Source organism: Bradyrhizobium embrapense, from assembly GCF_001189235.2.
GTDB classification, from domain to species: Bacteria; Pseudomonadota; Alphaproteobacteria; order Rhizobiales; family Xanthobacteraceae; genus Bradyrhizobium; species Bradyrhizobium embrapense.
Map to the genome: position 1 here is coordinate 491,659 of NZ_LFIP02000002.1, position 21,988 is coordinate 513,646.

General features: G+C 65.0%; 19 protein-coding genes. 13 read left to right on the forward strand and 6 right to left on the reverse strand.

What is annotated here, in order from left to right; genetic code table 11:
- Positions 1-10: 10 nt before the first annotated feature.
- The 5 genes from AKN83_RS09730 to AKN83_RS09750 form a co-directional block, all read right to left on the reverse strand.
- A complete protein-coding gene (locus AKN83_RS09730) occupies positions 11-568 on the reverse strand; it encodes a DUF924 family protein (RefSeq protein ID WP_050405540.1) in 558 nt (185 codons plus the stop codon).
- Positions 569-594: 26 nt separating this feature from the next.
- Positions 595-2,277, reverse strand: a complete 1,683-nt coding sequence (locus tag AKN83_RS09735) for a long-chain fatty acid--CoA ligase (protein WP_050405539.1) — start codon at positions 2,275-2,277, stop codon at positions 595-597.
- A gap of 178 nt (positions 2,278-2,455) precedes the next feature.
- Positions 2,456-3,829, reverse strand: a complete 1,374-nt coding sequence (locus AKN83_RS09740) for a D-alanyl-D-alanine carboxypeptidase family protein (protein ID WP_430641537.1) — start codon at positions 3,827-3,829, stop codon at positions 2,456-2,458.
- 252 nt (positions 3,830-4,081) lie between these two features.
- Positions 4,082-5,860 carry a glucan ABC transporter ATP-binding protein/ permease gene (locus AKN83_RS09745; RefSeq protein WP_050405568.1) on the reverse strand — a complete coding sequence of 593 codons (1,779 nt, stop codon included), beginning with the start codon at positions 5,858-5,860 and terminating at the stop codon, positions 4,082-4,084.
- Between the two features lie 242 nt (positions 5,861-6,102).
- Positions 6,103-7,158, reverse strand: coding sequence for an ABC transporter substrate-binding protein (locus AKN83_RS09750; protein WP_050405567.1), 1,056 nt, complete (start codon positions 7,156-7,158; stop codon positions 6,103-6,105).
- Between the two features lie 263 nt (positions 7,159-7,421).
- On the opposite strand from AKN83_RS09750, the gene AKN83_RS09755 reads away from it, so the two are divergent.
- The 7 genes from AKN83_RS09755 to AKN83_RS09785 all read left to right on the forward strand — a co-directional run bounded on the left by AKN83_RS09755 (position 7,422) and on the right by AKN83_RS09785 (position 14,186).
- Positions 7,422-7,865, forward strand: a complete 444-nt coding sequence (locus tag AKN83_RS09755) for a hypothetical protein (RefSeq protein WP_050405537.1) — start codon at positions 7,422-7,424, stop codon at positions 7,863-7,865.
- 124 nt (positions 7,866-7,989) lie between these two features.
- The gene (hisE, locus tag AKN83_RS09760; protein ID WP_050405536.1) at positions 7,990-8,391 is read left to right on the forward strand and encodes a phosphoribosyl-ATP diphosphatase; all 402 of its coding nucleotides are present in this window, start codon (positions 7,990-7,992) and stop codon (positions 8,389-8,391) included.
- Between the two features lie 63 nt (positions 8,392-8,454).
- Positions 8,455-9,036, forward strand: a complete 582-nt coding sequence (locus tag AKN83_RS09765; protein WP_050405535.1) for a YqaA family protein — start codon at positions 8,455-8,457, stop codon at positions 9,034-9,036.
- Between the two features lie 243 nt (positions 9,037-9,279).
- A complete protein-coding gene (locus AKN83_RS09770; protein WP_347336822.1) occupies positions 9,280-9,747 on the forward strand; it encodes a hypothetical protein in 468 nt (155 codons plus the stop codon).
- Positions 9,748-9,917: 170 nt separating this feature from the next.
- Positions 9,918-10,886, forward strand: coding sequence for an NAD(P)H-dependent flavin oxidoreductase (locus AKN83_RS09775; RefSeq protein WP_050405533.1), 969 nt, complete (start codon positions 9,918-9,920; stop codon positions 10,884-10,886).
- The gene (locus tag AKN83_RS09780) at positions 10,886-11,659 is read left to right on the forward strand and encodes a thioesterase family protein (protein ID WP_050405532.1); all 774 of its coding nucleotides are present in this window, start codon (positions 10,886-10,888) and stop codon (positions 11,657-11,659) included. Before AKN83_RS09775 ends, AKN83_RS09780 begins: the two co-directional genes overlap by 1 nt.
- A 397-nt stretch (positions 11,660-12,056) precedes the next feature.
- On the forward strand, positions 12,057-14,186 hold the full coding sequence (locus AKN83_RS09785) for a hybrid sensor histidine kinase/response regulator (protein WP_063695280.1): 2,130 nt from the start codon (positions 12,057-12,059) through the stop codon (positions 14,184-14,186).
- A gap of 149 nt (positions 14,187-14,335) precedes the next feature.
- On the opposite strand, the gene AKN83_RS09790 is transcribed toward AKN83_RS09785, so the two are convergent.
- Positions 14,336-15,898, reverse strand: a complete 1,563-nt coding sequence (locus tag AKN83_RS09790) for an AMP-binding protein (protein ID WP_050405531.1) — start codon at positions 15,896-15,898, stop codon at positions 14,336-14,338.
- An 86-nt stretch (positions 15,899-15,984) separates the two neighbouring features.
- Between AKN83_RS09790 and AKN83_RS09795 the strand changes: the two genes are divergently transcribed.
- From AKN83_RS09795 to AKN83_RS09820, 6 genes are all read left to right on the forward strand, one after another.
- The gene (locus tag AKN83_RS09795) at positions 15,985-16,962 is read left to right on the forward strand and encodes an NAD(P)H-dependent flavin oxidoreductase (RefSeq protein WP_050405530.1); all 978 of its coding nucleotides are present in this window, start codon (positions 15,985-15,987) and stop codon (positions 16,960-16,962) included.
- 130 nt (positions 16,963-17,092) lie between these two features.
- Positions 17,093-17,335: a hypothetical protein gene (locus AKN83_RS09800; RefSeq protein ID WP_050405529.1), complete on the forward strand. Its 243-nt coding sequence runs from the start codon at positions 17,093-17,095 to the stop codon at positions 17,333-17,335.
- Positions 17,336-17,443: 108 nt separating this feature from the next.
- Positions 17,444-18,181 (forward strand): hypothetical protein, encoded by a 738-nt coding sequence (locus AKN83_RS09805; RefSeq protein WP_050405528.1) that lies wholly within the window; start codon positions 17,444-17,446, stop codon positions 18,179-18,181.
- 612 nt (positions 18,182-18,793) lie between these two features.
- Positions 18,794-19,933: a patatin-like phospholipase family protein gene (locus AKN83_RS09810; protein WP_050405527.1), complete on the forward strand. Its 1,140-nt coding sequence runs from the start codon at positions 18,794-18,796 to the stop codon at positions 19,931-19,933.
- 169 nt (positions 19,934-20,102) lie between these two features.
- Positions 20,103-20,630 carry a hypothetical protein gene (locus AKN83_RS09815; protein ID WP_050405566.1) on the forward strand — a complete coding sequence of 176 codons (528 nt, stop codon included), beginning with the start codon at positions 20,103-20,105 and terminating at the stop codon, positions 20,628-20,630.
- Positions 20,631-20,642: 12 nt separating this feature from the next.
- Positions 20,643-21,980 (forward strand): tetratricopeptide repeat-containing protein, encoded by a 1,338-nt coding sequence (locus AKN83_RS09820; RefSeq protein ID WP_157113293.1) that lies wholly within the window; start codon positions 20,643-20,645, stop codon positions 21,978-21,980.
- Positions 21,981-21,988: the final 8 nt, after the last annotated feature.

The window sequence follows — 21,988 nt, forward strand, 5'->3', positions numbered from 1 at the left end:
TGTTCCGTCATCAGCCGGAAAACCCGCCTGCGTCGAGGAAGGCCTGCTCCTCGGCCGTGGTCTGCCGGCCCAGGACCCGATTCCGGTGCGGGAAGCGGCCGAACCGGCGGATGATGTCGGCATGGTCCTCGGCATATTTCAGGTTGTCGGGATGGCAATCATACTGCCGGAACAGCGTCACGCAGCGCTGCTGCTCGTCGAGGTCCTCGGAATGCTCGAACGGCAAATAGAGGAATTCGCGCAGCTCCGGGTCGGTTCGCGCATCGACGCCGCGGTCAATGGCGCGCCTTGCCACCTCGCGCGCCAGCGCATCACTTGAAAAGGTCCTGGGGTCGCCTCGAAACAGGTTTCGCGGAAACTGGTCGAGCACGATGATCAGGGCCAGCGCGCCCCCGTCGCTCGCCTCCCATGACGACAATTCGCCGGCAGCCGCCTTCTGCCAGGTGGCCAGGAAGCGGTTGCGGATGTCGGCATCGAAGGCGTCGTCGCGCTTGTACCAGCGATCGCGGCCAGCCTGACGCCAAAAGACGAGCACGTCGGCAGGCGTCGCGATGCGGGCGTCAGTCATGTCGATCCAACGCCCGCTTGCTGTCGTCAGGCCGCGGCCTTCTTCTCGTCGCGCAGCTCGCGGCGCAGGATCTTGCCGACATTGGTTTTCGGCAGGTCGGTCCTGAACTCGATCTGCTTCGGCACCTTGTAGGCGGTGAGCTGGGTGGCGCTGAACTTGATGATGTCCTCCGCCGTGACGTTGGGGTCCTTCTTGACCACGAAGGCCTTCACCGCCTCGCCGGACTTCGCGTCGGGCACGCCGATCACGGCGCATTCGAGCACGCCCGGATGGCTCGCGAGCACTTCCTCGATCTCGTTCGGATAGACGTTGAAGCCCGAGACCAGGATCATGTCCTTCTTGCGGTCGACGATCTTGGTGTAGCCGCGCTCGTCCATCACGCCGATGTCGCCGGTGCGGAAATAGCCGTCCGCGGTCATCACGCGTGCGGTCTCGTCCGGCCTGTTCCAGTAGCCCGCCATCACCTGCGGACCCTTGGCGCAGATCTCGCCGGCCTGGCCGAGCGGCAGCTCGTTGCCGTCGTCGTCGCGGATCGACAGGTGGGTCGAGGGCACCGGAAGGCCGATCGAGCCGGAGAACTCGTCGGCGTCGGCGGGGTTGCAGGTCAATGTCGGCGAGGTCTCCGACAGGCCGTAACCTTCCGACAGCGCGCAGCCCGTGACCTTCAGCCATTTCTCGGCGACCGGCTTCTGCGTTGCCATGCCGCCGCCGAACGAGGTCTTTAGCTTGGAGAAGTCGAGCTTGTCGAAGCCGGGCGTGTTCAACAGGCCGTTGTAGAGCGTGTTGACCGCCGGGAAGCTGTTGACTTGGTACTTCGACAGCTCCTTGATGAAGCCCGCCATGTCGCGCGGGTTCGGGATCAACAGATTGACGCCGCCGGCGCGCACCGCGAGCAAATAGCACGCGGTCAACGCGAAGATATGGTAGAGCGGCAGCGCGCAGACGATGAAGAGCTGCTCGACATGCGGCGGCTTCTTCAGCGCCGGCTGCAGCCAGGCGTCATTCTGCAGCACGTTGGCGAGCACGTTCTGGTGGATCAGCGTGGCGCCCTTGGAAACGCCCGTGGTGCCGCCGGTGTATTGCAGGAAGGCGACGTCCTGGCGCGTCAGCACCGGCTTGTTGAGCTTCATGCCGCGGCCGGCCGACAGCGCCTCGTTGAAGCTGACCGCACCCGGGATCGACCAGGTCGGGACCATCTTCTTCACCCGGCGCACCACCAGGTTGACGATGACGCCCTTGAGGCCGAGCAGGTCGCCCATGCTGCCGACGATCACGGTCCTCAGCGCGGTGTTAGGCAGCACCTTCTGCACGGTGGTGGCGAAGTTCTCCAGCACGATGATCGCTTCCGCGCCGGAATCCTTGAGCTGATGCTCGAGCTCGCGCGGGGTATAGAGCGGATTGACGTTGACCACGGCATAGCCGGCACGCAGCACGGCTGCAGTCGCGACCGGATATTGCAGCACGTTCGGCATCATCAGCGCGACCCGCGCGCCCTTCTGCAGGCCCTTGCTCTGCAGGTAGGCGCCGAGCGCGGTCGACATCTCGTCGAGCTCGCGATAGGTGATCGCCTTGTCCATGCAGATGAACGCCTTGCGATCGGCGAACTTCTTGAAGCTCTCTTCCAGCAATTCGACCAGCGACGAATATTGCGTGACGTCGATATCGGCGGGCACGCCGGCCGGATAATGCTTGAGCCAGATGCGCTCCATAATGGTTATTCCCTCTCTCAAATTTTGGCTGACGTCCCGGATTGCTTCCGGTTTTCCGACCCTTGGTCGTATTATTCTTGGCCGCGGTATTTCGGGCAGTATTGAGCGATGCCGCGGCCGATGGCAAGCCGCTGCGCGCTATCGACGCATTGGGAATTCGAAGAGGGCGGCGCTCCGCCTAGCCTGCCGGCTTGGCGTCGGCCTTCGGCTTCTCAGCCTTGGGCTTCGCCGCAGGCTTTGCTGCCGCCGGCTTGCCGGCAGGCTTTGCGGCGGCCGGCTTGTCCGCGGCGGGCTTCGCAGCTGCGGCATCCGGCTTGGCGTTGGCGTGACGCACCGGCTTGGCGGCCGGCTTGCTGTCCGACTTGGAGGCGCTCTTGGCGTCACCCTTGGCGTCGTCAGCCGCATCGGACTTCTTGCCGGCGACGCGGGTGTGCTTGCCCTTGGCGCGCTTGGCCGGCTGCAGCTTCTCGGTATCGGCCTCGACCGCGGCGATCAACGCAGCGCCGGTCTTGGTCGGTCCCGTATAAACCACCACCGGTTCGGACGCCGCTGCCGGCTGCGCCAGCATGTCGGCCGGCTTTGTCGGCATCGCGGCCTGCAGACCCGAGGCGAAGAAGCTCACGCCACTGTCGCCGTTGGTGCTTGCGCCGGCGCTGGCGACGGTGTCTTCGCCGTCCTCGTCGCTGGCGGGCCGCTTGTGCTTGGCGCCGCACATCTCCTCGCGCAGGTTCGGCGGGGTGGTATCGATCGGCACCAGATTGTCGACGGTGCCGAGCGAAGGCCGCAGCCACGCCAGCCCGTTATTGGCAAAGCCGCGATCCAAAAGTTGCGCGGCGCGGATTGCGCGCATGCGGCCCGAGGAGGCGCCGAGCACCACGGCGATCAGCCGTTTGCCGTCGCGCGTCGCCGACGCCACGAGATTGTAGCCGGAGGCGCAGATGAAGCCGGTCTTGAAGCCGTCGGCGCCGGGATAGCGGCCGATCAGCTTGTTGAAGTTCTGGGTGACGCGGCGGCCGAAGCGGATCGACGGGATGTGGACGAAATATTCGTATTCCGGCAGGTCGCGGATGATGGCGCGGGCGAGGATCGCCATGTCGCGCGCCGAGGTGATCTGGCCGTCGGCGGGCAGGCCGTTCGGGTTGACGTAGCTGGTTTGCGTCATGCCGAGCTTGCGCGCCGTCTCGTTCATCATCCCGGCAAAGCCGTCGATCGAACCGCCGATGCCCTCGGCCAGCACCACGGCCATGTCGTTGGCCGACTTCACCAGCATCATCTTGAGCGCGTTGTCGACGGTGACCTGGGTGCCGGGCCGAAGCCCCATCTTCGAGGGCGACTGCGACGAGGCGGTCGGCGACACCGTGAGCAGCGTATCAAGCGACACCCGGCCGTCCTTGACCGCCTTCAGCGTCACATAGGCGGTCATCAGCTTGCTGAGCGAGGCCGGATACCACGGCATCGTCGCATTATCGGCCTGCAGCACCTTCCCGGTATCGGCCTCGACGACCAGCAGCGCCTCGGCTTGCGCGATCTGCGGCGTTGCGATGGCGAGCATCGCGACGGCCAGAATCCATTTCAACGACGGGCGCAGCGGGCGAGGAAAATACACGACGGTTCCGGTCCTTTGAGACCCGCCTTCGAGAAGGAGGTCTTGCGATGTGACATACGGGTTTCAAGCGTGTCCGGCGCCGCTTTGCGGCGATGCAAACCCTATACCGGCTTGGCAGCAGAGAACAGAGGCCGGCGCATTATATCGTGGACGAAATCGGCTGAATTTCGGCAGCGGTCTCAATTGGAAACGGGAGAATTATGGTGTCTCGATGCCGGCGCGTGCCTGCTCCTGGACCATGAATTGGGCCCGCGCGAGATCGGCAAAACGCCCGCCTTTCGCCACCAGTTCATCGAAAGTTCCGCTTTCGATCACCCGTCCCTGGTCGAACAACAGGATGCGGGTGGCGTGGCGGATGGTCGAGAGACGGTGCGCGATCACGAAGGTGGTGCGGCCCTTCATCACTTCGTCGAGAGCAGCATTGACCTTGGCCTCGGTGACGGCGTCGAGCGCGCTGGTCGCCTCGTCGAGGATCAGGATCGGCGGATCCTTGAGCAGCGCACGCGCAATCGACAGCCGCTGCCGCTCGCCGCCGGACAGCATGCGGCCACGCTCGCCGGCATGGGTGTCGAACTTCTTTTCGCTGCGCTCGATGAAATCCAGCGCCTGGGCACGTGTCGCGGCGGTACGCAGCTCCTCATCGGTCGCGTCAGGCTTGCCGACGCGGAGGTTGTCGGCGAGCGACCGGTTGAACAGCAGCGCCTCCTGGAACACGACGCCGATGTTCCGCCGCAGCGCCGTCAGCTTCATCGCGCGTATGTCCATACCGTCGATCTTGATGATGCCGGATTGCGGATCGAACGCGCGATGCAGCAGCGCGATCGCGGTGGATTTGCCGGCCCCGGTCGAACCGACCAGTGCGATGGTCTGGCCCGGCAATGCGGTGAAGCTGAGATCTTCGATCGCCGGCCGCTTGCCGTCATAGGAGAACGAGACGTCGTTGAATTCGACGAGGCCGGACAGCCGGCCGGGGTCGATCGCACCGGGTCGGTCGCGCACCGCCGGCACCGCATCGAGCACGTCGAAGAATTCCTGCAGGCGAGGCGCTTCCATGAACACATTGTTGATGAAGCTCACCACCTGCTCGAGCTTCTGGATCAGCATGGTGGCGAACGAGACGAACATCACGATCTCGCCGACCGTGGTCAGCCCTTGATTGTGGAGCGCGATGCCGACGGTGAAGATCGCGAGCACCGTGATGGTGGTCGAGGCGCGCGTGATCACGGTGACCAGCGCCCACCATGACAGCACCGGCATCTGCACCGCGAGCAGCTTGTCGGCGACGTAGCGCAGCCCCTGCACCTCGGAATCGATCCGCACGAAGCTCTGCACCAGCGCGACATTGCCGAGCGCGTCGGAGGCGCGGGCCGAGAGGTCGCTGTAATAGGCCTCGACCTCGCTCTGCATGCCGTAGGTCTTGCGCACCACCATCGTCGTCAGCGCCGTGAACACGACGCAGAGCGCGAACAGCAGGATCGCCAGCCGCCAGTTGATGTAGAGCGCGAGCGGCAACAGCACGATCAGCGACATGATCGCGGCGAAATGCTCGCGAAAGAAGCCGAGCCAGAGCCGCCACAGCGCGTCGGTGCCGTTCAGCATCACCTTCATCAATCGCCCGGAATGGGTGCCGGAGTGGAACGTCAGCGGCAGTTGCAGGATGTGCTCGAAATAGTCGGTCAGCACGGCCTGGCGCTGGCGGTGCGCCAGCCGGTCGGCCTGCAAGGCGACGATCGCGCTGCAGCCGATCGTGAACAGGCCGAATGCCGCCCAGGCCGCGAGCAGCGGCCATGCCGAGGAGGTCGCGAACAGCCCGGTGACCGGCCGGCCCGACAACACGTCGACGATCTTGCCGAACAGCACCGGCTCGGCGAATTGCGCGCCGGCGAGCAGCATGTTGGCGGCGGCGAGGATCCAGCCGAGCCGCGCCTCCTTGCCGAGCAGTTCGAGGACGCGGGTATAGAGACGAAGCATGGACATGCCGGCGAGACTCATCAGCGGTGGGCGCCCGGTCAGGCGGGATGCAATCTAATCAGGGTTCGCCAGCGAGGGCCAGCGGTGACAGCGCGTCATCCTCCCAGTTTATGGGGCTCGGCCTATGTCGTCATTGCGAGCGAAGCGAAGCAATCCATTGTCACCGCGCGCGTGGCGAGATGGATTGCTTCGTCGCTATCGCTCCTCGCAATGACGGGGAGAGCGAGTTGTCGTAAGGAAACCGGCTCTCAATTCACCAGCCGGCCATCGATCGGCGGCAGGAATTGATCGTCGAAGATGTCGACGGCGCGCGGTCGCTTCTGGAATTTGACGTCCTCCGCGAGCTGGTCGAGCGACCGCTCGAAGCGCTCCGGCTCGATGCCGCCGAGGCCGTTGCGCTTCACCTCGCTGGTCAGGATGTTGTCGCGGAGAATGGCGCCGAGCCGTTCGAGCTCCAGGTCGCGCGAACCGCCGTCCATCCGGCTCACCACCTCGCTTGCGGCGCGGGCCGGGTCCTTGACGGCGAGGTTGGTGCCGCCGATCACCGCGCGCACGAAGCCTTTCACCGTGTCCGGCTTCGCCGCCGCAAGGCGCGGACTGGCGATCACGGCAAAGCCATAGGCCTCGCAGCCATAGCCGGCGAAGCGCAGCACCGCGAGATCATCGGCGGGCACGCCGCGATCGCGCAGATTGATCGCCGAGAGGTAGGAGAAGCCGGTGACGGCATCGATCTGTCCGGCGGACAGCATCGGCTCGCGCACCGCGGCGCTGATGATGTTCTGCTTCACGCTCGCAAGCTGGATGCCGTTCTGCCTGGCGACCGCAGGCCACAGCCGGACCGAAAGGTCGCCCTCGGCGACGCCGAGGCTCTTGCCTTCCATGTCGGCCAGCGCCCTGATGCCACGGCTCTTGCGGGCGATGATTGCGTAAGGCGCCTGGTTGAACAGCACGAACACTGCCTTGACGGGGGCAGCATCAGGTTTGTCGCGAAAGCGGATCAGCGCATTGATGTCGACCAGCGCGAAATCGCTCGAGCCGTCGGCGACACGCGCGATGGCGTCGGCCGAACTGGTGGCGACGTTGGTGCCGACCGCAAGGCCCTCGGCGCCGAACAGACCGCCGGCCGACGCCATCACGAACGGGGCCGCAGCAGCATCAAGCGGACGATCGAGCGTGAACTGGATGGTGAGCGGCTGCGGCGCATCGCCGGCGCGCAGCGGTGTGACGGCCGGCCACACGCCGCCCGAAAGGCCGATCATGCCGGCCAGTATCCAGCGGAGAACGGTGGTCCGACTTACCTGCATCATCACATCCGGGAGGCGAGACAAAGTGCCGCGCCGGCCGCGCCTGCTTCATGACACCGAATGCGCCAGGGCAAAGATCATTTCAAGCTGCAATTTCAAGCGCCATTGCACGCATTTTGCCCCAGACAAGGTGAACGGCCGATGACTGCCTCGATTTCATGTCAGGGTTGTTCAGCTTGCGTTCGGTTTGGGGAACCTAATCTAGGTGGAGTGGGTTAGCTCACCGAGGCCCGTCGGGCCGGCTTCCACAAAGGATGACTGCAATGTTTGCGCGAAAAGGTGTTTTTTCGTCCATTGGCCGCGCAGCCACATTGGCAACGGTTGCCGCGGTGGCGTTGACGGCCGTTGAGCCGACGATGGCGTTCGCGGGCTCCGCTCCTGCGGGCAAGGCCGCCGCCGTGACCACATCGCACGGCACCAGCGGAGCGACCGACATCAGCGCGCGCCGTCGCTACTATCGTGGCGGAGGCGGTGGCGCGGCCGCTGCGGCCGTATTCGCCGGGATCGTCGGCACAGGTCTGGCAATCGCGGCAGCCCAGAACCGCCGCGACTATTACGATTCCTATGGCTACTACGACGGCGGTCCCGGCTATTATGGCGGTCCCGCCTATTATGGTGGTGGCCCGGCCTATTACGGCGGCGGACCGTATTATGGTTATCACGGCTATTACGGGCGCCGCTCGGCGCTGCCCTATACGCCGTACTGACACGCATCCTCGGTTCTCAGAACTGTCACAAAACATCGAATCCACCGGCTGCGAGGCCGGTGGATTTTTCGTTTTCGGTGAGGCCGTTAACACGCTGGCGACGCGTTTCGATTAGGCTCGCAGGATGAGTGATTCGATCGAGCGGCTTTACCAGGCGGTGATCGTGGCCAAGGATCTTGATCCGGCTACGTCGCGCACCGCACGGCTGTTCCAGCGCGGGCCGGCCAAGATGGCCAAGAAGCTCGCCGAGGAAGCCGTCGAGGTCGTGATCGACGCCGTCAGCGGCAAACCGGATGCGATGGTCCGCGAGAGTGCGGACCTGCTCTACAATCTCACCGTTCTCTGGGCGTCGGCCGGCGTGAAGCCGGACGATGTCTGGCGCGAGATGGAGCGGCGCGAGCGGCTGCTCGGGATCGCCGAGAAGCTGCCGAAGTCGCCGGTCAAGATTCCCAAGACCGCGCCCGATCCGGTGGTTCGGCGTCGAATTGTCGCGCTGGAGAACCGGCTGCGCAAACGGCAGTCGTAAATCAACCAAATTCGATCCAATCCCGGCATGGACAAATCCGCGCCATGATGGTTCATCGCGCCCATGTTGAAACGGATTTACGACTGGTGCGTCGCGGCGGCCGACAAGCCCTACGCACTGTGGATTCTCGCCGCCGTCGCCTTCGCCGAAAGCTCCTTCTTCCCGATTCCTCCCGACATCATGCTGTTGCCGATGTCGTTGGCGCGGCCGAAGCGGGCCTGGTGGTTCGCGGCGGTCTGCACCGTCGCGTCGGTCGCTGGCGGCGTACTCGGCTACGCGATCGGCGCGCTGCTCTATGACTCGCTCGGACAGTGGCTGATCCACCTCTACGGCCTCTCCGACAAGGTCGATGCGTTCCGCACCTCCTATGCCGAGTGGGGCGCCGTGATCATCCTGGTGAAGGGGCTGACGCCGATCCCCTACAAGCTCGTGACGATCACCTCGGGCTTTGCCGGCTACAACATCTGGCTGTTCATCCTGTGCTCGATCGTCGCACGCGGCGGCCGCTTCTTCTTCGTCGCGGTGCTGCTCAATCGCTATGGCGATGTCATCCGTGCCGAGCTCGAGAAGCGGCTCGGCCTGTGGGTTGCGATCGGCGCGATCGTGCTGGTGCTGGGCTTTGTCGTCGCATTCAAGCTGATCTAGGGCTTCGGTTCTGACTGAATCGGACCCGAAGCTCCAGCTTGTTGTTTCGGCGCGTTTTCTTCACGTGAACCGGTATCCACTTCGCTCGAAAACGCTCTAACCAAAGTTCTAGCTGTCCGCGTCTATGCTCGCGGACGGCTTCGGACTACGGTCGCTGCGTTGGCTGACGGAACGACACCGGTGAATCTCGCGAGACTCAATCCCGCCAAGGCGTGCGCTGCGATGGCGGCCCTTGTGCTGTCGATGGCGCTACCTGCGACCGATAGCGCGCGGGCGCAGACTGCGCCGCCCGTGCTCGGTGTGCAGTCCCCCGCGCAGCAACCTGCTGAGTCTCAGACGCAACAGATCGAGCTGCCGCCCGCGCGCGAGCATCCCGGGCTGATCAACGAAATCGAAAAGCTGTTCGAGAAGTCGAAGTCGGTGCTGCCGCCGCTGAAGAGCCCCGGCGATACCTTCAACGACTTGTCGAACCTGGCGCGGCCCTCGACGATGGTCACCGGGCGTGCGGCCTGCGCGGTGGCCGCCAACGGTGCGCCCGACTGCAAGATCGGCGCCGACCGGCTCTGTCAGAGCAACGGATACAAGGAAGGCAAGGGCATCGATATTGCCGCCACGGAGAAATGCTCGCCGCTGGTCTATTTGCCGGGCCACAAGCGCGGGCCGAACGACTGCAAGACGGAAAATTTCGTGACACGGGCGGTCTGCCAATAAGGCGGGCAAAATCGCCGCTGGGATGCCACACGCCTGCGGAAAATGCCGCGTGTGGATGAGGTTTTGTCATCCTTTTGCAGCGCCAAAACGCAATCCTTGACAGTGGAAAGATTGCCTTGTTGGTATGACGCTCAGCATTCGAGACCAACCAGCTTGAGGATCCGCCGCCTATGTCGATGCCTGCTCTGTTCAAGGGCCGCCTGTCTCTTCCCGTGATCGGGGCGCCGCTATTCATCATCTCGGTGCCCGACCTCGTTATCGCCCAGTGCAAGGCTGGCGTGGTCGGCTCGTTTCCGGCGCTGAATGCGCGCCCGCCGGAGCTGCTCGACGAATGGCTGTACCGGATCAAGGAAGAGCTCGCCGCTTATGACAAGGCACACCCGGAGCGGCCGTCGGCGCCGTTCGCGGTGAACCAGATCGTGCACAAATCCAACAACCGGCTCGATCACGACATGGCGCTTTGCGAGAAGCACAAGGTGCCGATGATCATCTCCTCGCTCGGCGCGCGCGAGGAGCTCAACCAGGCCGTCCACGGCTGGGGCGGCATCGTGTTCCACGACGTGATCAATCAGAAGTTCGCACACAAGGCGATCGAGAAGGGCGCCGACGGCCTGATCCTGGTCGCGGCCGGCGCCGGCGGCCATGCCGGCACGATCTCACCGTTCCCGTTCGTCTCGGAGACGCGGCAGTGGTTCGACGGGCCGATCGCGCTGTCGGGCACCATCGCCAACGGCCGCGCCATTCGCGCCGCGCGCATCATCGGCGCCGACTTCGCCTATATCGGCTCCGCCTTCATCGCGACCAAAGAGGCAAACGCGGTCGAGGGCTACAAGAGCATGATCACCAATTCGTCCGCCGAGGACATCGTCTACTCCAACCTGTTCACCGGCGTGCACGGCAACTATTTGAAACCCTCGATCGTCGCAGCGGGCATGGATCCGGAAAACCTGCCGACCTCCGATCCCTCGAAGATGAGCTTCGGCACCGATGCGTCGGGTGAGCGCGCCAAGCCGAAGGCCTGGAAGGAGATCTGGGGCTCCGGCCAGGGCGTCGGCAGCATCTCCAAGGTGGTGCCCGCGGCCGAACTGATTGCGCGCTTCAAGAAAGAGTATGACGAGGCGGTCGATCCGGCGCTTTGATGGACCCGATCTTTCGCGTCGACGGCGACCGCATCGTCACCAGTCCCGATGCCGCGGGTCCATGGGATCCGCGGATGCAGCACGGTTCCGCGCCGGCCGCGCTGGTGGTGTGGGCCGCCGAAGCCATCCCCACGCCGGTGCCGATGCGGATCGCGCGGGTCACGATCGACCTGATGCGTCCGGTGCCGGTGGCGCCGCTGACGGTTTCGAGCGAGATCCAGCGCGACGGCCGCAAGATCCAGCTCTGCGGCGTCAAGCTGTTCGCCGACGGCGTTCTCGTCGTCTCGGCCACCGTGCTGAAGATCAAGCATCAGGCGGCCGAGCTGCCGCCTGATGTCGCAGCGTTTCCGGTCGATCTGCCGGGCCCCGACGAAAGTGCGGTCGAGCCGGGCAATCTCGCGAACAGTCCGTTCGTGAAGAACATTTCGATGCGGGCCGCGCGCGGCCGCTTCGGCGTGCTGGGTCCGGGTGCGATCTGGTTCCGCGTCGACCGCCCGCTGATCGCCGGCGTCGCCGTCTCGCAGGCGATGCGCGCGGTGGTCGCTTCGGATTTCTCCAACGGCGTTTCGCCGGCGCTCGATTTCAGCCAGTGGACCTTCATCAACGCCGATCTCACCGTGAGCCTGGCGCGCGAACCGGTCGGCGACTGGATCCTGCTCGACAGCGAAAGCTGGATCGGGCCTGACGGTGCCGGGCTTGCGATGTCGCGGCTCGCCGACCAGCGCGGCTATTTCGGCCGTACCGTCCAGAGCCTCGTGATCGATCGGCGCTAGCCAGGGCTACCGTTCTCCCACCTCCCCTTGCAAAGGGGAGGTCGCTTTGCTCGCCAGAGCAAAGCGGGTGGGGATCAGCTCTCTCCCCGCATACAGCCTGGCCTGGGGCCGCCACTCCCGACCTTCCCGCATTCAGGGGGAAGGAGAAGGCGGGCCACATCTACTGTGCATGGGGTTGTTTTACGGATTCGCCGTGGGGAGCCGCGCCAAGCAGCGGCCTTGCAGCAAAAATAACTCCGCCCGCCGGGAACGCTTGGCGCCGCCAGCGAGTTTCGCTCCGATTAGGGGGCCTCATGGTGCGTATCGATCCCGCGGCCGGTATCGTGGCATTGGCCGCCCGGCGGTTTCATGCTGTGCCGGTCGGTCGCTGCGCCCGGCCGTCGCAGGGACAGACACGATGAAGCCCGGCCCGTCCTCGGAACGCGCGGTCATCCTCGCCGCGAGCGAGCGGGACGCCGTCAAGACTGCCCACCTGATCAAGGAAGCCGGTTACTACGCCAACATCTGCGGCGACTTGGCCGAGTTAGAGCACCAGGTCATGAGCGGGGCGGGCCTTGCCATCATTGCCGATGAGGCGATCAGGAACGCCGACCTCGCCGGCCTGACGCGCTGGCTGAATGAGCAGCCGTCATGGTCGGATTTTCCCATCGTGCTGATGAGCGAAAAGGGGGGCGGGCCCGAGCGCCATCCCGAAGCGGCGCGGCTCGGCCGCGCGCTCGGCAATGTCACCTTCATCGAGCGGCCGTTTCATCCGACCACGCTGGTGAGCCTGGTCGCCGCGGCGGTGCGCGGCCGCCGCCGCCAGTACCAGACCCGCCAGATCCTGGAGGACCTGACCGAGAGCGAAGACCTGTTGCAGACCGCGCTCGATGCCGGGCATCTCGGCGCGCTTGAACTTCATCTGCCGGAGTTCGAGCTCGAGGCGTCGCCGACCTGCAAGGCATTCTTCGGGCGCAAGCCGCGCGATCCCTTCACCTATCAGGAGCTGCTCGCCGCGGTGCATCCCGATGACCGCGCCCGCCGCGGCGAAATCGTCGAGCAAACGTTGCGCACCGGCGCGGATTACCGGATCGAGTATCGCAACATCTGGCCCGACGGCACCCAGCATTGGGTCGATGTGCGCGCCCGCGCGGTGCGCCGGCCCGACGGCAGCATCCGGTCGCTGGTCGGGGTCTGCTCCGACATCACCGCGCGCAAGACCGCGGAGATCGAGCGCGAAGCGCTGCTGGCGCAGCTCGCCGCCGAGCGCACCGCGCTTGCCGAGCTCACCGCGACGCTGGAGCAGCGGGTCGAGCAGCGCACCGCCGATCTGATGAAGGAGGTCGCCGCGCGCGAGCGGGCGCAGGAACAGCTCCGCCATGCGCAGAAGATGGAGGCGATCGGCCAGCTCACCGGCGGCGTCGCGCACGATTTCAACAACCTGCTGATGGCCGTGATGGGCAATCTCGATCTGCTGCGCAAGCGGATGCCGGAGGACCCGCGCCTGCGCCGGCTGGTCGACGGCGCATTGCAGGGCGCCGAGCGCGGTGCTTCGCTGACGCAGCGGCTGTTGGCCTTTGCGCGGCAGCAGGATCTACGCGCGGTGCCGGTCGATCTCGGCGCGCTGGTGCGCGACATGAGCGAATTGCTGGAGCGCTCGCTCGGGCCGCGCATCGGCTTGCGGCTCGACATCCCCGATGGACTGCCGGCGGCCTGCGTCGATACCAACCAGCTCGAGCTTGCCTTGCTCAACCTTGCGATCAATGCGCGCGACGCGATGCCGGATGGCGGCGTGATCGAGATCCGCCTCGCGGCCTTCCAGTCGAAGGGCGATCCGGCGCTGCAGCCAGGCAACTACCTCAGACTGTCGGTGATCGACAGCGGCACCGGGATGTCGCCGGACGTGCTGAAGCGGGCGATCGAGCCGTTCTTCTCGTCCAAGCCGGTGGGCAAGGGGACCGGGCTCGGCCTGTCGATGGTGCATGGGCTCGCGGTCCAGCTCGGCGGCGCGCTGCAGCTGTCGAGCGCCGTCGGCAAGGGCACCACGGCCGCGCTGGTGCTGCCGGTTGCGACTGCCGTGCCGGCGGTCGAGAGCCCGGCGCCTGCGGCACAGAAGGTCAAGCGCTCGGCGGTGATCCTGCTGGTCGACGACGATCCGCTGATTGCGATGTCGACCATGGAGATGCTCGAGGACCTCGGCCACCGCGTCATCGGCGCCAATTCCGGACCGCACGCGCTCGACATCCTCAGGAGCGACCAGGAGATCGACCTGATGATGACTGACCACGTGATGCCCGGCATGACCGGCCTCGAACTCGCCGCAGCCTCGCGCGAGGTGCGCCCGCACCTCGTCGTCCTGCTCGCCACCGGCTACGCCGAGCTGCCCGACGGCACCCAGCTCGACCTGCCGCGGCTGGCCAAGCCCTATCACCAGGATCAGCTGCGCGAGCGGCTCGATCAGCTGCTGGCGCAGGGGGTGGGGCAGCACACGGTTACAGCGAGCACCGACAGTCTCGCTGCGCCATCCACCTCGTCGCCGTCATCCTGAGGTTCGAGCGAAGCGAGCCTCGAAGGGCGAGGACCCGGCTGTCGCCAGGATAGGCCGAGCGCTCGCTGAAATATCCGGGCCGTGCATCCTTCGAGGCGCGAGAGCGCTCCTCGGGATGACTGGACCAACGATGGTCTCGTGCGAGCGCCTCACCCCACCATGCGGTCGCGGCCGGACCAGAAGCGCGCTTTCAGTACCTTCTTGTCGACCTTGCCGACGCCGGTCATCGGCAGCTCCGTGACGAACTGGATCTGCTTCGGCGCGTGCGCCGAGCCCTTCTTCGCCTTGACGAGGCCGATCAGCTCGTCCGCATTGGGCGAAGCACCCTCGCGCGCCACCACGATGGCGGTGACGGCCTCGCCCCATTTGTCGTCGGGCACGCCGACCACCGCGACCATTGCGACGTCGGCATGCTGCGACAGCACATCCTCGACTTCGCGCGGAAAGATGTTGAAGCCGCCGGAGACGATCATGTCCTTCTTGCGGTCGAGGATGAACATGTAGCCGCGCTCGTCCTTGCAGCCGATGTCGCCGGTGTGCAGCCAGCCGCTCTTCAGCGTCTCGGCCGTGATGTCGGGCCGCTTCCAGTATTCCGCCATCACATGCGTGGCGCGCACGCAGATCTCGCCAGCCTCGCCGGTCGCAACCTCCTGGTCGTCCTGATCGAGGATCTTCACCTGGCAGGCGGCGATCGGGAAACCGCAGGACAGGAACAGCTCCGGCGTCTTCGGGTCATGATCCGCCTTGCGCAGCACCGAGACCGGATAGCATTCGGTCTGGCCGTAAAGCTGCGAGAACACCGGGCCGATCCGCTCGATGCCTTCGACCAGTCGGCTCGGCGACATCGCGGAGGCGCCGTAGAGCAACAGCTCGAGCGAGGAGAGGTCGGTCCTGGGCAGCGCGGGATGATCCAGCATCACATAGATCATGGTCGGTACGAACAGCGTGAAGTTGATCTTCTCGCGCTCGATGGTCTTGAACACGGCCTCCGGATCGAACCCCTTCAGCATGTGCACGGTGCCGCCGCGCATCAGCGTCGGCAGCACCTTGGTGCCGGCGACATGGCTGATGGGGGCCACCGTGAGGTAACGCGGCGTCTCGGGAATCTCGAAGTCGGCGAGGATCGCGGCGGCGAAGCCGCCATATTCGCGGTGATAGCGCAGCGCGCCCTTGGATTTGCCGGTGGTGCCGCCGGTGTAGTTCAGGGTCGAGATATCGTCTTCACGAGCGAAGTTCTTCGCGGTCGCGCTGCCGGCATCCTCGACCACCTGCAACAGGTCGGCGCCGTAATCCGCCGGGCCGAGCGTGAACACCGTCTTGAGGCCCTGCGCCTTCGCCGCGAGCTCGCCGCCGCGATCGCGAAACGTGATGCTGTCGACGATCAGCATCTCGGCCTCGGAGTCCTCGATCTGGAACAGCTGGTCGTCGAGCGAGCCGAGCGGGTGCAGCCAGGTGATCGCGAGCCGCGACAATTGCGCGGCGACGCCGGCGCACCAGCTGTCGGCGCGGTTGGCGGTGAGCATCGCGACGCGGGTACCCGGCGCAAGGCCGAGCCGCATGAACACGCTCTGCATCCGTCCGATCAGGTCGGTCGCGCCCCGATAGCTGAGCGATCCGCCCGGCCACGCGAAGGCTGTGTGCGACGGATAGCGCGCCAGCGCGCGCAAGGTCTGTTCGCAGACCGCCGGAAATGCATAGAGCGGGTTGCTCATGTCCTCGCCTCCTCCCACTTTGCCTTTGGCCTCTTGCGTGCCAATGTCGGCGCAACGCTAACACAATGACGCAGGGATGAAACGACTTGGCCGCTGATCTTCTCACGCGTTTTCGCGATCGCCTCCGGTTGCCACTGATTGCGGCACCGATGTTTCTGGTGTCCGGCGTCGAGCTGGTGGTAGCTGCCTGCCGCAACGGCGTGATCGGCTCCTTTCCGACAGTGAATTGCCGTGAGACGGAACAGCTCGATGCGTGGCTTGGCGATATCGCGCGCAGCCTGCAGGTGCATGCCGACGCGAGCGGAAGGTCGGCGGCGCCGGTCTGTCCGAACCTGATCGTGCACCGCTCCAATGCGCGGCTGCAGCAGGATCTCACGGTGCTGTTGCGGCACAAGCCCGAGCTTGTGATCACCTCGGTCGGCTCGCCGGCGCCGGTGCTCGCACCGCTGCACGACGCCGGCGCGCTTGTTTTCGCCGACGTCGCCTCGATCCGTCATGCCGAGCGCGCGGCAGCAGCCGGCGCCGACGGGCTCGTGCTGCTCACCGCGGGCGCCGGCGGGCAGACCGGCTGGCTCAATCCGTTCGTGTTCGTCCGCGCGGTGCGCGCATTCTTCGACGGCCCGATCGTGCTGGCCGGCGGCATCAGCGACGGTCACGCACTGCGCGCCGCCGAGGCGCTCGGCTGCGATCTCGCCTACATGGGCACCAAGTTCATCGCGACGCGCGAGAGCATGGCGGACGCGAGGTACAAGCAGATGCTGGTCGGCGCCACCGCCGATGACATCGTGCTCACGACGGCGTTCACCGGCCTGCAGACCAACATGCTGCGGCCCTCGATCGAAGCTGCCGGGCTGGATCCCGACAACCTGCCAGCGCGCGGCGCGATCGACATCGGCAAGGACATCGACATCGGCGCGCGCGAAAGCCGCCCCAAGCGCTGGCGCGACATCTGGAGCGGCGGTCACTCCACCTCGGGGGTGACCGGGGTCCTTGGGGTCGACGAACTCGTCGCGCAAACGGTCGCGGAGTACGAGGCGGCGAGCGCGCGGGTGCGGCTCGCCTGATACGCTGCGAGTTCGCCGCTCAAATCCCGCGTGTTCGCTTAACGCGGCATTAACCATGCCGGTCCCAACTATGCGTCACGGGATGGTCCGCCGCCGCGGCTGGCCGCCCGGCAGTAGTGGGAATGCGACCATGGCTTTTGAGGCGCTCGCCAAGACCCCGGCATCGCTCGACGATCTCCGGACCCGCGTGTTCTACGCCCTGCAGCGGCATCCGCTGTGCCGTCAGGTCGAATTCGATATCGTCAGCACGCCGCGTACCCGCCGCACCAACTGGACGGTCAGCCTGCACTCGGTCCAGCCCGGCGCCCTCTGGACGGCGCACGAGATCGTGGCCGACATCCAGGAAGCTTATGAGCTCGACGCTGCGGCCTGATTTTCGGGTCGTTTCGGGACGATTTCACCTATTTGGCGCGGTCACGGCACGCTAACGCCGCATTTCGCGCGCAGTTTGCGGCAACACCGGCCGGCAATGGAGTAGTTTTTGACCAGAGCCATCACCCTCGCCGCGCTGACCTGCCTCCTCCTCGCCGGCGCCGCGATAACAGCCATTCTCGGCCGTGACAGCCTGCCGGCGGCGCAGGCCGACATTGGTCCGGTCGCCAATCGCGCCGGCAAGCAGGACAAGCTCGCGGTCACGACGCTCGCGACTGCCGCCTTCGAGGTGCCGCAGCCCGCCGAGCCTCCGGCCAATCCGTCACCGCTGCTGCTGCGCGCGCAAGCCGCGATCCCGGGCGCGACCGATACGGTGCCCCAGGCTTATGCCTCCGCCGAGCATGCCGATCTCGGCCTGCCGAAGCTCAATGACCCCGCCGATGCCGCCCAGCCGAAGGTCGCAGAGCCCGCCGCGGCGTCGCCGACTGCCCCCGCCGCACCGCCGAAGCCCAAGGCTGCCGCCAAGCCGGCGCCGCAAAAGACTTATGCGTTGCTCAGCGACGCCCAGATCGCCGGCATCAAGGACCGGCTGAAGCTGTCGTCATCGCAGGAATATTACTGGCCGGCAGTCGAGACCGCGCTGCGTGCCGTCGCGCGAAAAATCCACGCCAAGCGCCAGGGCGATCCCGCATCGGGCAACATGCCGATCGATCCCGACTCCGAGGAAGTTCAGCAGCTGAAGTCGGCCGCGATGCCGTTGCTGTTCCAGCTCCGCGAGGATCAGAAGAACGAGGTCCGTTCGCTGGCGCGCCTGATCGGTCTCGAGCGCGTCGCCTCGATGATTTGAGCGCAGGCTTCGGTTCGCCCGGCGACTTCTTCTCGATGGCCTGCGCCAGCCGGGTCTGGAACGTCCCCGCGCCGCCCGGAATTTCTTCGCAGACAAAGCATTCCACCGAACGCTGACCGTCCAGGCTGCTCAGATATTCCCGCCGAGCCTTCAAGAGACGCGCGAGAAATCCGTCTTCGGCGCGATGGCTGATGAAGACCGAGAAATCGTTGGGCAGGGCAAAATCCGATCTGCATGAGTATCATGCGTCGGCTGGCCGCATCTCGTCGGCCGAATGAGGCGGCTGCACGTCCTGCCGCGGACTGAATGATAGCTCGTCTCTGAAATCTGCTATCGCCGGGCGCGAAAAAGGAAAACCGCCTGCCAGTGATCCATCTCACTATACCTTAGGGTGTGCCATGTGCAAGATACCCAGGGAAGCCGGAGCCGCTTGTCGTGCTCTGGGATGGACTAGCTAAAATTTTTCGAAACTTTGCCGATGTGTCGATTTGAACGCATCGCTTCATTTCATGGCCTGGCGCCATTCGCGCCTGGACGTACGATCAATTGAGCCATCGGCCGTGATCGGTCGGCCGTATCGAGATCAGCAAAAGTCGTAGTCGGGAGGCAGTCATGCCGAAGACCAAGCAGCAGCATCTTGATCGTGACGCCGGACCGAAGCGGATATTGGCGCTCGACGGTGGCGGCATTCGCGGCATTCTGACGCTCGAATATCTGGCCGCGATTGAGACGCAGTTGCGCGAGCGGTACAAGAACAGGGACCTGTTGCTATGCGATTATTTCGACCTGATCGGGGGCACCTCGACCGGATCGATCATCGCAGCCGGGCTTGCCTGCGGCATGACCGTGGACGCATTGAAGAAGCTCTATCGCTCGATCGGCACGGACATCTTTCAGCAGTCATTCTGGCGGCGGGGGCTGCTGGCGCCGAAATTCGATTCCGATGCCTTGCAGCACGCGCTCGATGCGCAGCTCGGCGCCGATACCGTGCTCGGTGGCGACCGCATCCGCACCGGCCTGATGATCATGACCAAGCGGCTCGATACCGGCAGCCCCTGGCCGCTGCACAATCATCCGGACGCGGTGTTTGCCAGGCAGGACGGAGCGTTGCGGCTGACCCAGGTGGTGCGTGCCAGCACCGCGGCGCCAACCTATTTCCAACCGGAGGAGATCACGATCTCGGCGCGCGACGGTCACACGGTCAGCGGCGCCTTCGTCGATGGCGGCGTCAGCCCGTTCAACGATCCGGCGCTACAACTCCTGATGCTTGCCGCACTCCATGGCCATGGCTTCCGCTGGGAGAGCGGCAAGGACAGGCTCCTGCTGATCTCGGCGGGTACCGGCGTATTCAGGCCGACCTATCCGACCGAGCAGATACTTCACATGCCGGCGGCGGAGCAGGGCGTGCGCTCGCTGCAATCGCTCATGGACGATTGCGCGCGGCTCAATCACGGCATGCTGCAGTGGCTGACCAATTGCCTGACTCCGTGGCCGATCGATCGCGCGGTGACGGATATGATCGCGGACAGCCAGAGCGGGCCGCAACTCGCGACCTATGCGCGCTATAATGTGCTGCTGGAAACGGCTTGGCTGAAGCAGAAGCTCGGCATCGAGCGGACGCCCGACGCGCTCGCGAAGGTCGCCGCGATGGACGACCCGAAGAACATGGATGAACTCGCCGGGATCGGACAGCTCGCCGCGAAGGAGCAGGTCAAGCCCGAACATTTCCCGTCGGCCTTCGATCTCACGTGATGCCGCGCGGAGCGGCGTCACAACACGCCGGTCCCGGCTTCGACAAGGAATTCGCCTTCAGATAAGTTCGTCACCTGGACATAATGATCCAATCATGAGTCGAGGTGTCGCGATGGCCACGGACCAGGACGCCAAATCACCGAACACGGTGGTTCTCTTCAGCGGGCACATGATCGATGCGCCGGACCGAAAAACCCCACGCTTTCCTCCGGACAAGGAAGCTGTTGCGGCCGCTGCGATCGCCGACGCGCTTGCGAAGATCGGTGTCACCAAAGGCGATCTCGCCATTTGCGGCGGCGCCTGCGGCGGCGATCTGCTGTTTGCGGAATCCGCGCTCGCGCAGGGCATGCGGCTCGAAATCTATATTCCGTTCGACGAGCCGACGTTTCTTGCCGGCTCGGTTGATTTCGCCGGTGGTGATTGGCGCGCCCGCTATTTTGCAGCGAAATCGAATGCGACGCTCCATGTCATGCCGGACGAACTGGGGTCGCTGCCGGCCGGCCAAAACGCCTACGAGCGCGACAATCAATGGATGCTCGAACGCGCCGCCCGGTTTGGCGACAAGAAGCTCGCCTTCATCTGTCTGTGGAACGGCGAAGGCGGCGATGGTCCGGGCGGCGCCAAGCACCTGATGGACGAGGCGGGGCGCAAGACGACATGGGTTTACTGGCTGGATACGAAAAAATTGTGGAACTGAAGGAATTGCAAGATGCCGTCGTGTTTCATGATCATGCCTTACGGCCGCAAGGCGACCCAGGCCGACCCCAAGTCTGGTCCGGCTGAGATTGACTTTAACGCGCTCTGGGATCGGGGTTATGTTCCGGTCATCAAGGAACTCGGCTTTGAACCGGTTCGCGCCGACCAGGACACCGGTGCGTTGATCGTCGGCCAGATGCTGGAGCGGCTCTATTTCGCTGACCTCGTGCTGGCGGACATGACAATTCCGAACGGCAACGTTTACTACGAGGTTGGTATCCGCCACGCGGCGCAAAAGACTGGATGCGTCCTGCTCGCGGCCGATTGGTCGAAGCAATTGTTCGATGTTGTGCAGATGCGTACCGTGCGCTACCCGCTCCCCGAGGGCAACATTTCCGACGACACGGCAGCCGGCCTTCGGCCCAAGATCAAGGAGGGCATCGTGTCGCTCCGCGACGGGCTTTCGCCGATGCATCAGTCGATGCCTGGCTATCCCGGCAACGTCGATCCGGCTAAGGCGACGACGACCAAGGAGCAACTCGCCGAGCTCGCAGTGTTCCAAACTAAGGTGCGCGAGGTTCGTGCCGCACCGCGTAGCAAGCGCATGGAGCTCGCGCAGAAGCTGATCGCGAGCGAAGGAAGCCCGCCAGCGACCTATCCAATTGCGCTCGCATTGCTGTTGCTGTTGCGCGACAGCGTGGATTCGACGGAGGACTGGAACAGTGTCCTTGACTTTGTGACCAGCCTTCCGACGCGGTTCAGCGATGTCGCCGAAATCCAGGAAATTCGCGAGTTTGCCGGCGCCTATGCCGGCAACAATCTCCAAGCCATTGCCGCGCTTGATACCTTGATCAAGGCGGCGGGGCCGACCCCCGAACGCCTCGGCCTGATGGGCGGTCGCTACAAGCGCCTCGAAAGGGCGGCCGTATCAGCCGCAGACAAACGGCAAGCCCTCGCGAAGGCGATCGAGTGCTATGAACACGGCATGCAGCTCGACCTCAATGCCTATTATTGCTCGAGCAATCTGCCCCGCCTCTATCGAACCCGCGCACGGGCAGGCGACGAGGAGCGTGCGCAGACGGCGTTGCGGCTGACGATCGCCGCGTGCGAACGCGCGAGACAGCTTCAGGTCGCCGACGAATGGGTGCGTCCGACACTGCTTGCCGCTGCTTTCGACGTCGGCGATCCCGACAAGGCCGACGAACTGGCTGACGCGGTGATCGATGAGGGTCCCGCAGCATGGAAGGTCACCAGCGTACTGGCCGACCTCAACGCCAGCGTTGCGCAGGTCACCGATCCCGCAAAGCGCGCGCGGCTGTCCGCTATCATCGACAAGATCAAGGCAGGCTGATTGCTCGC